Source organism: Streptomyces sp. MBT53, from assembly GCF_016654115.1.
Lineage (GTDB): Bacteria > Actinomycetota > Actinomycetes > Streptomycetales > Streptomycetaceae > Streptomyces.
Genome location: NZ_JAEQAZ010000089.1, coordinates 24,897 through 35,944, shown reverse-complemented (window position 1 = coordinate 35,944; position 11,048 = coordinate 24,897). Strand labels below are relative to the sequence as shown.

At 70.7% G+C, this 11,048-nt stretch carries 16 protein-coding genes; 11 read left to right on the top strand and 5 right to left on the bottom strand.

Translation table 11 applies throughout. From position 1 onward, the window contains the following. Together JHN45_RS28810 and JHN45_RS28805 are read right to left on the bottom strand one after the other, a co-directional pair. Window positions 1-670: copper homeostasis protein CutC (locus tag JHN45_RS28810; protein ID WP_201051398.1), on the bottom strand; the 670-nt coding region annotated here is incomplete at its 3' end. A 139-nt stretch (window positions 671-809) separates the two neighbouring features. Then, window positions 810-1,499, bottom strand: a complete 690-nt coding sequence (locus tag JHN45_RS28805; RefSeq protein WP_201051396.1) for a maleylpyruvate isomerase family mycothiol-dependent enzyme — start codon at window positions 1,497-1,499, stop codon at window positions 810-812. A 44-nt stretch (window positions 1,500-1,543) separates the two neighbouring features. Between JHN45_RS28805 and JHN45_RS28800 the strand changes: the two genes are divergently transcribed. Together JHN45_RS28800 and JHN45_RS28795 are read left to right on the top strand one after the other, a co-directional pair. Next, a complete protein-coding gene (locus JHN45_RS28800) occupies window positions 1,544-2,206 on the top strand; it encodes a hypothetical protein (protein ID WP_201051389.1) in 663 nt (220 codons plus the stop codon). Between the two features lie 36 nt (window positions 2,207-2,242). Next, window positions 2,243-3,310 carry a GNAT family N-acetyltransferase gene (locus JHN45_RS28795; protein ID WP_236584224.1) on the top strand — a complete coding sequence of 356 codons (1,068 nt, stop codon included), beginning with the start codon at window positions 2,243-2,245 and terminating at the stop codon, window positions 3,308-3,310. 13 nt (window positions 3,311-3,323) lie between these two features. Here the strand turns inward: JHN45_RS28795 and JHN45_RS28790 are convergent, their stop codons facing one another. After that, a complete protein-coding gene (locus tag JHN45_RS28790; protein ID WP_200716041.1) occupies window positions 3,324-3,590 on the bottom strand; it encodes a DUF4031 domain-containing protein in 267 nt (88 codons plus the stop codon). Further along, window positions 3,587-3,964, bottom strand: coding sequence for a hypothetical protein (locus JHN45_RS28785; RefSeq protein WP_200716042.1), 378 nt, complete (start codon window positions 3,962-3,964; stop codon window positions 3,587-3,589). The genes JHN45_RS28790 and JHN45_RS28785 overlap by 4 nt, the downstream gene beginning before the upstream one ends. Window positions 3,965-4,019: 55 nt before the next feature. Between JHN45_RS28785 and JHN45_RS28780 the strand changes: the two genes are divergently transcribed. The 5 genes from JHN45_RS28780 to JHN45_RS28760 all read left to right on the top strand — a co-directional run bounded on the left by JHN45_RS28780 (window position 4,020) and on the right by JHN45_RS28760 (window position 8,603). Next, a complete protein-coding gene (locus JHN45_RS28780) occupies window positions 4,020-4,940 on the top strand; it encodes a MurR/RpiR family transcriptional regulator (protein WP_200716043.1) in 921 nt (306 codons plus the stop codon). Window positions 4,941-5,067: 127 nt separating this feature from the next. Then, on the top strand, window positions 5,068-6,003 hold the full coding sequence (gene murQ / locus JHN45_RS28775) for an N-acetylmuramic acid 6-phosphate etherase (protein WP_201051387.1): 936 nt from the start codon (window positions 5,068-5,070) through the stop codon (window positions 6,001-6,003). A 16-nt stretch (window positions 6,004-6,019) separates the two neighbouring features. Beyond that, complete coding sequence (locus JHN45_RS28770; RefSeq protein WP_201051385.1) at window positions 6,020-7,408, top strand: PTS transporter subunit EIIC; 1,389 nt, start codon at window positions 6,020-6,022, stop codon at window positions 7,406-7,408. Between the two features lie 14 nt (window positions 7,409-7,422). Next, complete coding sequence (locus JHN45_RS28765) at window positions 7,423-7,656, top strand: hypothetical protein (protein ID WP_201051383.1); 234 nt, start codon at window positions 7,423-7,425, stop codon at window positions 7,654-7,656. A gap of 80 nt (window positions 7,657-7,736) precedes the next feature. Next, a complete protein-coding gene (locus tag JHN45_RS28760) occupies window positions 7,737-8,603 on the top strand; it encodes a hypothetical protein (protein WP_201051381.1) in 867 nt (288 codons plus the stop codon). Here JHN45_RS28760 and JHN45_RS28755 read toward each other — a convergent pair. Continuing rightward, window positions 8,579-8,992, bottom strand: a complete 414-nt coding sequence (locus JHN45_RS28755; protein ID WP_200716048.1) for a hypothetical protein — start codon at window positions 8,990-8,992, stop codon at window positions 8,579-8,581. The genes JHN45_RS28760 and JHN45_RS28755 overlap by 25 nt on opposite strands. 112 nt (window positions 8,993-9,104) lie before the next feature. On the opposite strand from JHN45_RS28755, the gene JHN45_RS28750 reads away from it, so the two are divergent. From JHN45_RS28750 to JHN45_RS28735, 4 genes are all read left to right on the top strand, one after another. After that, window positions 9,105-9,944 carry a helix-turn-helix transcriptional regulator gene (locus JHN45_RS28750; RefSeq protein ID WP_201051379.1) on the top strand — a complete coding sequence of 280 codons (840 nt, stop codon included), beginning with the start codon at window positions 9,105-9,107 and terminating at the stop codon, window positions 9,942-9,944. Next, the gene (locus JHN45_RS28745) at window positions 9,928-10,191 is read left to right on the top strand and encodes a DUF397 domain-containing protein (RefSeq protein WP_201051377.1); all 264 of its coding nucleotides are present in this window, start codon (window positions 9,928-9,930) and stop codon (window positions 10,189-10,191) included. Before JHN45_RS28750 ends, JHN45_RS28745 begins: the two co-directional genes overlap by 17 nt. A gap of 77 nt (window positions 10,192-10,268) precedes the next feature. Next, the gene (locus JHN45_RS28740) at window positions 10,269-10,646 is read left to right on the top strand and encodes a type II toxin-antitoxin system RelE/ParE family toxin (RefSeq protein ID WP_200716051.1); all 378 of its coding nucleotides are present in this window, start codon (window positions 10,269-10,271) and stop codon (window positions 10,644-10,646) included. Continuing rightward, the gene (locus JHN45_RS28735; protein ID WP_200716052.1) at window positions 10,643-10,978 is read left to right on the top strand and encodes a helix-turn-helix domain-containing protein; all 336 of its coding nucleotides are present in this window, start codon (window positions 10,643-10,645) and stop codon (window positions 10,976-10,978) included. Before JHN45_RS28740 ends, JHN45_RS28735 begins: the two co-directional genes overlap by 4 nt. The last annotated feature ends 70 nt before the right edge of the window (window positions 10,979-11,048 follow it).

Genomic DNA, 11,048 nt, shown 5'->3' with positions numbered 1-11,048 from the left:
GCCACTCCCCCACCGCCGCCGCCGAGACCGGCCGCTCCCAGCCGTCCGGCCGGGCGGCCCCGCCGATGTGGAAGGCGTCGACCCCGGCGGCGCGCAGGGTGGGGACGTGGTCGAGGCGCAGGCCGCCGCCGACGAGGATGCGCTGTTCGTAGCCGGGTTCGCCGTGCAGGGCCGCCTCGCGGAGGAGGGCGGGGAGGCCGTCGTCGACGCCGTCGGCCGAGCCGGCGGTGAGGTAGGTGTCGAGGCCGGGCAGGTCGGCGAGCTGCTTGCGGAGGGCGTCGCGGTCGGCGGCGCGGTCGATCGCGCGGTGGAACGTCCAGGCGCAGCCGTCCAGTTCGGCGACGACGCGTTCCACCGCGTCCAGGTCGACCCCGCCGTCCGGGTCGAGGAACCCGAGCACGAACTGGTCGGCGCCGGCGGTCCGCAGCTCCCCGGCGACCCGTACCAGCCGGTGCGTGTCGCCCGCGGCGAAGCCGTCCGCGAGGCGGATCATCACGCGCAGGTCGATGTCCACGGCGGCGCGGATCGCGGCGAAGGTCTCGACCGGCGGGGTCAGTCCGTCGGCCGCGATGTCGGTGACCACTTCGAGGCGGTCCGCGCCTCCGGCCTGGGCGGCGAGCGCGTCCTCGGCGCCGAGGGCGATCACCTCCAGGACTGCACGCGTGCTCATAGGACCCCTTCCGTCGTGTTCCCTGGAGCGGCTACAGGTCTAGTCCAATCTCAGGGTACGCGGACGGGTCGGGGGCCGCGAGATCACCCCCGTGAACGGCGAACACATGACGGAAAACAGATGCCGAAAAAACAGAGCCTCACGGCCGCGAGCCGAAGATGTTCAGTTCCGCCGGCTCCGCCCCCGCCAGCTCGTACACCGTCCCCTCCGGGACCGGACGCCCCGAGTACAGCCGTACGAGCGTGGGCGCGTCGCCGATGTACCGGGCCGGGGTGCGCTCGCCCGACACATCGCCCAGTCGCAGCGGATCGTCCAGGTCGTCGAGGTCGGCGTGGAGAGGCTGGTGCTTTTTCTGACGGGTCACAAGGCCGAGAAGGGTTAGGGCGGACACCAGCCTTTCGCCCCCATAGGCCCCGGGCTCGCCGAGCGTGTCCCGTACGTCGCCGGCGTGCACCCACTCGCCGAGCGCGACGGCGTCCAGCGCCCCGCCCGCGCGGGCGATCACCGCACCGGCCTCGGTCATCCCGCGCTCCAGTTCGTCGAGGACCCGCGCGTTGCTCCAGTCGGCGCGCTCGGCGATGTCCCGGTCGTTGGCCTCCGGCGAGAACACCCCTTCCTCGAACCGGCGCTCCACCACCCGCATGAGCGCGGACGAACAGTGCGCGAGCACGTCCCGCACGGTCCACCCCGGACACGCGGCGGTGGCCAGCGCGAAGTCCTCCTCGGCGCGGGAACGCAGCAGCGGAATCAGCACGTCACGCTCCCCGGCGAGCAGCCGTCCGGGCAGCTCGGGATCACGTACGTCGTGTGTCGTATCGGCGTAAGTCATGGACCCCACGCTAGGGGCGCCGCCACAGGAGGAAAATAAGAACCATGGCCGATCTCGACGCCCTTCGCGCCCGCTGGACCCGTGCTCTCGAAGGAGCCCGGGCACCGGGCGGCGGACCCGACCCCCTGCCGTACGCGGACAACCTCCTCACCCGCTGGCAGGAGCCGCAACGCCACTACCACACGCTCGCCCACCTCACGGCGGTCCTGGACCACATCGACGTGCTGGAGCAGTACGCCGACGACCCGGACGTCGTACGGCTCGCGGCCTGGTTCCACGACGCGGTCTATCTCCCCGACCGCTCCGAGAACGAGGACCGTTCGGCACGGCTGGCCGAGCGTGCGCTGCCCGAGGCCGGGGTCCCGGACGCGAAGACGGCCCAGGTCGCCCGCCTGGTCCGCCTCACCGTCACGCACGCCCCCGCCGACGACGACCGCGACGGCATGGTCCTGTGCGACGCGGACCTCGCGATCCTGGCCGCACCGCCGTCGGCGTACGCCGCGTACACGGCCGCCGTCCGCGAGGAGTACCACTTCGTCCCCAACGACGCGTTCAGGGAGGGCCGTTCGGCGATCCTGCGCCAACTCCTCTCCCTGCCCCAGTTGTTCAGGACCCCGCACGGGCTGGCGGAGTGGGAGGCGACGGCACGCTACAACCTGACGGGGGAACTGGCCCTGCTGGGCTCGGCGGACCCTACTGCCGGGTGACGTGGAGCGGTGGTCGTGGCCCGTATGCTCCCCGACATGGGGACCACGGGCGCACCACAGCTGGAAGAGGCCGTAGCGAGCTGTGTCGCACTGCTGAGCACGGCGACGGACCGGGACTGGGACGGTGTGAAGGCCGACGGCCTGGAGTGGAGCTGCCGTTACACGGCCGAGCACATCGCCAGTGATCTCATCGCGTACGCGGGCCAGTTGGCCGGTCGCGCACAGCAGGCGTACGTCCCCTTCGACATCGCCCTCGACGAAGGCACCGACAACTCCGGTGTCCTGGACGTGATCGGGGCGACCGGCGCCCTGCTCGCCGCCGCCGTCCGCACCGCCCCGCGCGAGGTGCGCGCCTTCCACCCGTACCCGTTCCGCAGCGCCAACCGCGAGGGCTTCGCCGCGATGGGCACCGCCGAGGTGCTGCTGCACACCCAGGACATCGCCCAGGCCCTGGGACTGGACTTCCAACCGGCCCGGAAACTCGCCGAGTTCGTCCTCACCCGGATCTTCCCGCACGTCCGCCCCGGCGCCGACCCCTGGCGCACCCTGCTCTGGGCGACCGGCCGCGGCCGACTCCCCGGCCGCGCCCCCGTCACCGAGTGGCGCTGGCGCAACAACCTCGTCCTGCCCACCGAACGCCTCACCCTGGAGGGCGTCCACCCGGCAGCCGCGGCCGACCTGGCCGCCGGCGGCGACGGCGGCTTCGAGTGGATCACCGGCGGCCCCTTCGAGGGCACCCGGGAGGCCGCGACCTTCATGACCAAGGCGTACCAAGCGGGCCTGCACCGCCCGGAGTTCGGGGTGTTCGCCCTCGTCCGCAGCGAGGACGGCCGCGCGATCGGCGGCATGGGCTTCCACGCCGTACCCGACGAGGAGGGCCGCACCGAGGTCGGCTACGACCTGGTGGAGGGCGCGCGCGGCCAGGGCTACGCGACGGAGGCGCTGCGCGCGCTGACCGGCTGGGCCCTGGCACGGGACGACGTACGCACCGTCCTCGCGACCGTCGAACGCGACAACCTCGCCTCCCAGGCGGTGGTTTCCCGCGTGGGCTTCAAGCAGGCGGGCGAGGACATCGACGAGCTGACCTACGAGCTCGGCCGCTGACCGGCCGACCGGACTACAGCGTGCGCCCCTTGGGCCGCCGCAGCCCCGCCGCCGTCAGCAGCCGCACCACCTCCCGGCTCCTGACCTCCACCGCCCCGGCGGCCACCGCGTCCGCGTAACGGTGCGACGGGATGTCGTAGTGATCCCGCTCGAAGGCCCGCCGCGGCACGCCCAACTCCTCGGCGAACAGGTGGAGTTCGTCGTACGAGACGTCGCTGACCAGATGCGACCACAGGCGGCCGTGCCCCGGCCAGGTCGGCGGGTCGATGTACACGGTCACAGGGAACCCAGGTTTCCCACCGCGGCGACCTTCACGCCCGCCTGGTGGCAGACCCAGTGCGGGTCGGGGCCCAGCTCCGGTTCGACCTCCAGGGCGTGCGGGTCACCGGCCGAGCAGACCGGGCAGAGCGGCCAGCGGCCGTACGCCTCCAGCAGCGCGTCCTGCACGTCCTGCGCGACCAGCCCGGCCACGTAGGCGACGCCCTCCGGCCACTGCTCCACCCACCACCGCCGCTGTACGACGGACTCCTCCACCATCGACACCACGTCCGCCGCGACGACCTCGCGCGCGGCCAGATCGGCGAGCACGAGCGCGCGAGCGGCGTGCAGCGCCTGCTCCAGGGGACTGACGGGGTCGCGGGTGGGTTCTTCCATGCACCCATTGTGCGCACTCTTGACCGAACCACCGCACCGAAAATATCTTTCAAAGGTGACCCAGGACGTGAAGGAAATTTTCGGAAGCGCCTCCGGGAACACCGGGAGTACGCCACCCGCGGCCCTGGCCGCCAAGGTGCGCACCCTCGTCCCCTCCATGACCCGCTCCATGCAGCGCGTCGCTGAGACCGTCGCCGCCGACCCGGCCGGCTGCGCGGCCCTCACCGTCACCGGCCTCGCCGAACTCACCGGCACCAGCGAGGCCACCGTCGTCCGCACCGCCCGCATCCTCGGCTACCCCGGCTACCGCGACCTGCGCCTGGCCCTCGCCGGGCTCGCCGCGCAGCAGCAGTCCGGGCGGGCGCCCGCCCTCACCACCGACATCGCGGTCGACGACCCGATCGCCGACGTCGTCGCGAAACTCGCCTACGACGAGCAGCAGACCCTCGCCGACACGGCCGCCGGTCTCGACACCGCGCAGCTCGGCGCGGCCGTCAGCGCGCTCGCGGCGGCCCGCCGTACCGACGTCTACGGCGTCGGCGCGTCCGGGCTCGTCGCCCAGGACCTCACCCAGAAACTCCTCCGCATAGGGCTCATAGCCCACGCCCACAGCGACCCGCACCTCGCCGTCACGAACGCCGTGCAGCTCAAGGCGGGTGACGTGGCGATCGCCATCACCCACTCCGGTTCCACCGGTGACGTCATCGAACCGCTGAGAGTCGCCTTCGAGCACGGGGCCACCACCGTGGCGATCACCGGGCGGCCGAACGGGGCGGTGACGCAGTACGCCGATCACATTCTTACGACGTCCACGGCTCGGGAGAGTGAGCTTCGCCCGGCGGCGATGTCGTCGCGGACAAGTCAGTTGCTGGTGGTGGACTGTTTGTTCATCGGGGTGGCACAGCGGACGTACGAGCAGGCGGCGCCGGCGCTGTCGGCGTCTTACGAGGCACTGGCGCACCGCCACAGGCGCTGAATCCCACGGTTCGGTGTCGTCGTCTTTAGGGGCGCGGGACTGTGTTCAATTTGCGGCTACCGCCGCGTGAGCGCGCCCAGCCCCCACCGGCCCGCAGAAAAAGAACAACCGAAAGAGCCGCTTCTCCATGACCTCCACGTCCAACCCCCGTGATCTCCGCGCCGAGTTGGAGTCACTCACCACAGAAGCCTTCCGCCCGGAACTCGCCGGTATCGATCAACTGCCCACCCTCGACATCGCCCGGCTGATGAACGCCGAGGACGCCACCGTCGCCGCCGCCGTCGCGCGGCGCCTCCCCGAGATCTCCGCCGCCATCGACGCCGTAGCGGAACGCATGAGCAGAGGCGGCCGCCTGATCTACATGGGCGCCGGTACCGCCGGACGGCTGGGCGTGCTGGACGCGTCCGAGTGTCCGCCGACCTTCAACACCGACCCCTCCCAGGTGGTCGGACTGATCGCGGGCGGCCCCGCCGCCATGGTCACGTCCGTCGAAGGGGCCGAGGACTCAAGGGAGTTGGCGGAGGCAGACCTCGACGCACTCAGGCTCACCGCCGACGACACGGTGGTCGGCGTCTCCGCCTCGGGACGCACCCCGTACGCGATCGCAGCCGTAGAACACGCGCGGAGCGAAGGCGCACTCACCATCGGCCTGTCCTGCAACGAGCACAGCGCGCTCGCCGCAGCGGCCGAGCACGGCATCGAGGTCGTCGTGGGCCCCGAACTCCTCACCGGATCAACGCGGTTGAAGGCGGGCACGGCCCAGAAGCTGGTCCTCAACATGCTGTCCACGATCACGATGATCCGGCTCGGCAAGACGTACGGGAACCTCATGGTCGACGTCCGCGCCTCGAACGAGAAACTACGCGCCCGCTCCCGCCGCATCGTCGCGCTCGCGACCGGCGCGGACGACCCGGAGATCGAGCGGGCCCTCGCGGCGACCGACGGCGAGGTGAAGAACGCGATCCTGGTGGTCCTCGCCGGGGTCGACGGCCCGACGGCCGCCCGCCTTCTGGAGGAGTCCGGGGGCCGGTTGCGCGCGGCACTGACCGCCGCGGGCGGCTGACCAGCACGCTCAGGGGGTGGAAACCGACACTCCGTACGACATCGCCGCCGCGCTCCTCCCCCTGGTCGGCGGCCCCGCGAACGTCACCTCCGTGGCCCACTGCATGACCCGCCTACGGCTCGGCCTGGCCGACCGGTCACGGGTGGACGAGGACGGACTGCGGGCCCTGCCCGCCGTGCTCGGGATCGTGGACGACGACACGTACCAGATCGTGCTGGGGCCGGGGGTGGTGGCCAGAGTGACCCCGGAGTTCGAGAAGTTGGCGGGGACGGGCGGCGAACTGGCCGCGCAGGGAGCCGAGTTGAAGGAGGAACGGCGGGCACGCAACGCGACCCCCGGCAAACTCCTCCTCCGCCGGATCGCGAACATCTTCGTCCCCCTCATCCCCGCCCTGATCGGCTGCGGAGTGCTGGCGGGCCTCAACGGCCTCCTGATCAACATGAGTTGGCTACCGGGCCTGACCCCGGCCCTGGCCGCCGTCGCCTCCGCGTTCCTCGCCCTCATTTCGGTCTTCGTCGGCTACAACACGGCGAAGGAGTTCGGCGGGACACCGGTGCTGGGCGGGGCGGTGGCGGCAGTGGTCGTCTACCCCGGGGTGGCGAAGGTGACGGCGTTCGGGGTGGCCCTCTCCCCCGGCCAGGGCGGAGTGCTGGGCGCACTGGCCGCCGCGTTGCTCGGCACGTACGTCGAGAAGTGGTGCCGCACCTGGGTCCCCGCGACCCTCGACGTCCTCGTCACCCCCACCCTGACGGTCCTGGTGTCGGGCCTGGCGACGCTCTACGGCCTCATGTACGCGGCCGGCGAGATCTCCACGGCGATCGGCACGGCGGCGAACTGGCTCCTGACGACCACGGGCCCCTTCGCGGGCCTGATCCTGGGCGGCCTGTTCCTCCCCCTGGTCATGCTGGGCCTGCACCAGGCCCTCATCCCCATCCACACCACCCTGATCCAACAACAGGGCTACACGGTCCTGTTGCCCATCCTGGCGATGGCGGGAGCGGGCCAGGTCGGCGCGGCGGTGGCGGTCTACTTCCGCCTGCGCCACGACACTTCACTCCGGACCACGATCAAGTCAGCGCTCCCCGCAGGCCTGTTGGGCATCGGCGAGCCCCTCGTCTACGGCGTCTCGCTCCCCCTGGGCCGCCCGTTCCTGACCGCGTGCGCGGGCGGCGCGGCGGGCGGCGCGTTCGTCGGCTTCTTCGGGATGCTGGGCGACAGGGTGGGAGCGACGGCGATCGGGCCTTCGGGCTGGGCCCTGTTCCCGTTGCTGGCGGGAAACAGGGGGCTGGGGACGTCGATGGCGATCTACGGGGGCGGGCTGCTGACGGGGTACGCGGTGGGCTTCGTGGCGACGTACTTCGTGGGGCTGAGCGGGGTAATGCCTGGTGACGCAGCCCGAACGTGATCGTTTCCCCGGTCATGAAGAAGACACTGATGACGGTGGCCTGCGCCGCCGTCGCTCTCGCCATGGCCACGCCCGCGCACGCGGACAACGACTCCAACTTCGGCAGCGGGGTGAACGCGGCGAGCAACTGGGCCTTCACGGCAGCCTCGGTGTGCTTCCAGGAACTCGCCGTGGTCCCCGTCGGCGGCGCCTGGAACGGCAACACCGTCAACCACTGCGTGAACGGCAACGTCCTCAACCACTCCTGATGGAGTGAACGTCGGGTCCCCCTTCGGCGTCGAAGCTGTGCAAGCGGCGAACCGTCGTCGGCGACGTCCAGGGGGACCCCGTGAACACGCAAGCGAAGCGCCTCACCGGCCTGCTACTCGCACCCCTCCTGGGGGCCTGCCTCCTTGCCGGTTGCGGCGACGGGCTTACGAGCAGTCAGTCGCCTCAGAAGCAGGAGAAGCGCGCCCGTGAAGTGGCCGACGCCTGGCCGGGGTCCGCGGCCGCCGCTGCCTGGAGCAAGGGCTACTACCCGATGGCCGACGCGACGCAACCCCCGGAATCGGGCTGGCACAGCGACGCGGACAAGCGGGCCTACGAAGCCAGGACCATCGTCCGGCGCGGCAAGCTGCCGACCACCGCGATCGCGCAGGGGACGGTGAAGTGGAAGAGCGGAAGCACGCTGAACCGTCCGGTGATGGATCCGAACTGGGCGTATCAGTCGTTCGCCCACTTCCGCGACAAGGGCCCCAGGCTCACCGTGACGGGAGTGAAGCTCGGCGAGACGACGATCAGCACGACCCGGGGAACGGCGACAGTTCCCGCCTGGCTGTTCACACTTGACGGCTACGACACCCCGCTCAAACAGGTCGCCGTCACCCCGTCGAAGCCTCCCAAGCCGCCGATCGGGCGAGCTGCGCCAGGATCCGCCGACGGCCTCTGGAGTGTCGCCCGGCTGACCGGAACCTCGGCGGACGGCCGCTCCCTCACCGTGCGGTCGGGCCACGGAGCCTGCGACGACGGCCCCGTCGTCAAGGTGCTGGAGACGAACGAGAGCGTCGTGCTGTACGCCTCCGTCAAGGGTGCGCGCAGCGGCCCCTGCAGCGCCGAGATGCTCCAAACGAAGGTGAAGGTCGAGTTGCGGCAGCCGCTCGCCCACCGCGTCGTCCTCGACGCCCTCACCGCTCAGCCGGTGCCGTACGGAACCTGAGGAAGACGAGCCTCGCGGTTCCGCTCCCGTACCCGGGCCCGCAGCACCTCCTCCTGTGCCGCGGGCCCCGTCGACTCCGGCGGGCAGTCCCACTCCCGGCCGCCGCAGACGGGCCGCAACTGCACGTTCCCGCCCACGTGTCCCATCACCTCGCCGATCCGCCCGTCCCGTACGTCGACGGCGTGCGCCCCGACCGGCGGCCGTTCGCCGCGCAGCACGGACGCCAGCTTCTCGGCGGTACGTACGTTGCAACGCCCCAGCGTCACCAACGCGAACGGTTCCTCACTCGCACCGGTCACCTGGTCCACCCCCAGGGACGGCAGGGCGACACCCACACCGGTGAGCGCGTCCCGCAGCAGGGCGACGACCTCTTCCGTCGACCGCAGCATTCCTTCACCTCCACGCAGAGTTCACTGTTCGCAACACAGCGTGGCCTCCACGTGTCTAACCTGGCCATACGCGAAGTCCCAACAAACTCGGGTGTCAGGGCAGGGAGTTGCTGTGGCAGGACAGAAGGACCTCGACCCGTCGTCGTCACCACGCGCGCTGCTGGGCGCCGAACTCCGCCACGCCCGCGAGAAGGCGGGCCTCAGCCAGGAGGAGTTGGGCCAACGGTTGTTCGTGAGCGGTTCGTTCATCGGCCAGTTGGAGGCGGGCACGCGGCGGATGCTGCCGGAGTACGCGCGGATGCTGGACGTGGAGTTGGGGACGGGGGACTTCTTCACGCGGAATTGTGGGGCGGCGGCCAAGTCCAAGTACCCCGAGCACTTCGCGGAGGCGGCGGAGGCGGAGGCTTCGGCGACTGAGATCAGGCAGTACTCGACGATGCTCATCCCCGGGTTGCTCCAGACACCCGAGTACGCACGGGCGGTCTGCCGCGCTTATCAGCCCACGGCAACGGATGAGGTGATCGAGGAACTCGTGACGGCCCGGATCGAGCGGACGCGCCTCCTCGACGACCCAACAGCACCACTGTTGTGGGCGATTGTCGACGAGGCCGCGTTGCGCCGGGTGTCAGGCGGCCCTGCGGTCATGGCAGCGGCTCTGCACCGCATCGCCGGCCTGATGCGCCGGAACCGAGTCATCGTGCAGGTACTGCCGTTCGAGGCAGGGGCCCACCCGGCCATGCAAGGCTCCATCAAGCTCATGGACTTCGAGGACGCCCCGCCACTGGTCTACTTCGAAGGCGTCGGCACCGGACGCCTGGAGGACGACCCGAGCACCATCAGGCACCACCGCCTGACCTACGAACTCCTCGCCGCCTGCGCGCTCTCCCCAGAGAAGTCCCTGGTCTTGATCGAAGCGATGGCGCAGGATTACGCCCATGAGGAGCAACTCTGAGTACGACGTGAGCACCGCGATCTGGCACAAGTCCAGCTACAGCGGAGGCAGCGGAGGCGACTGCCTGGAAGTCGCCCGCTGGCGCAAGTCGACGCACAGCGGCGGCGATGGTGGCGACTGCCTCGAAGTCGCCGAAGGCAACCCCACCGTCGTCCCCGTCCGCGACTCCAAGAACCCCCTCGGCCCGAAACTCGTCTTCCGGGCCGAGGCATGGGCCACGTTCGTAGAAGACCTCAAGCACGTCTGACCTCGCCACATCACTCCATGCGGTGACCTTTTCCCAATACCACGAGTATGCTGTTGTCGACATACTAGGTCCGCCGCATGGACAACCTGTACGTGATCGAGCTGGAGCCAGAGGTGCGGTCCTGGCTGGAACTCCTGCCCGACAACCACCACCGCAAAGTGGAGGAGTACGCCGAACTGCTGGCCGCTTCGGGGACACAGACCCCCATGCCCTTCGCCCGCCCGCTCGAAGGGGGCGTCTACGAACTGCGCCCCACACTCGGCGGTGTGGACACCCGGATCACCTACTGGTTCGCACCGGATCGCCGCATCGTGCTCCTCACGGTCTTCCGCAAGACCCGTATGCATGAGGCGGCGCAGGTCGCGCGAGCAGTCGCCGCCCGCAAGGTGTGCGCCGCCGAGCACGGGCCCGCTCACACCACCTACAGTCGCGGCGAAAAAGGAGACACGCGATGAGCCACACCCGCTGGAAGCTGGCCCGGGAAAAGAGGCTGGCCGAGGAGTGCGCCGAATCCCCCGAGGTCGCTGCCGAGCGTGCGGAGATCCGGCTGGCCATGGCTTTCGCCAAGGCCGTGTACGACCGCCGCGTGGAGCTGGGGCTGACACAGACGCAGCTCGCGGAGCGGGCCGGACTCACCCAAGCGAAGATCTCCCGCGTCGAAGGTGCCGACACCGTGCCGACCCTCCCCCTGCTGCGGCGCCTGACCCTGGCCTTGAACGCTTCCCTGAACATCGCGCTGGACGACGACCACGAGGAAGTCACGTTCACCGCCCACCCGGCAGCCTGAGGGACGGCAGGAGGTCGGCCCTGCCGCGGGGCCACCACCCCGCTCCCCTCAAGGCCACCGGCCCCCGGCA

Excerpts from the sequence above, each read along its gene's own strand:
- murQ (WP_201051387.1), top strand. The coding sequence starts at position 5,068 with ATGACCTCCACGTCCAACCCCCGTGATCTCCGCGCCGAGTTGGAGTCA.
- JHN45_RS28745 (WP_201051377.1), top strand. The coding sequence starts at position 9,928 with ATGAGGAGCAACTCTGAGTACGACGTGAGCACCGCGATCTGGCACAAG.
- JHN45_RS28765 (WP_201051383.1), top strand. The coding sequence starts at position 7,423 with ATGAAGAAGACACTGATGACGGTGGCCTGCGCCGCCGTCGCTCTCGCC.
- JHN45_RS28800 (WP_201051389.1), top strand. The coding sequence starts at position 1,544 with ATGGCCGATCTCGACGCCCTTCGCGCCCGCTGGACCCGTGCTCTCGAA.
- JHN45_RS28795 (WP_236584224.1), top strand. The coding sequence starts at position 2,243 with ATGGGGACCACGGGCGCACCACAGCTGGAAGAGGCCGTAGCGAGCTGT.
- JHN45_RS28735 (WP_200716052.1), top strand. The coding sequence starts at position 10,643 with ATGAGCCACACCCGCTGGAAGCTGGCCCGGGAAAAGAGGCTGGCCGAG.
- JHN45_RS28805 (WP_201051396.1), bottom strand. The coding sequence starts at position 1,499 with ATGACTTACGCCGATACGACACACGACGTACGTGATCCCGAGCTGCCC.
- JHN45_RS28755 (WP_200716048.1), bottom strand. The coding sequence starts at position 8,992 with ATGCTGCGGTCGACGGAAGAGGTCGTCGCCCTGCTGCGGGACGCGCTC.
- JHN45_RS28740 (WP_200716051.1), top strand. The coding sequence starts at position 10,269 with ATGGACAACCTGTACGTGATCGAGCTGGAGCCAGAGGTGCGGTCCTGG.
- JHN45_RS28785 (WP_200716042.1), bottom strand. The coding sequence starts at position 3,964 with ATGGAAGAACCCACCCGCGACCCCGTCAGTCCCCTGGAGCAGGCGCTG.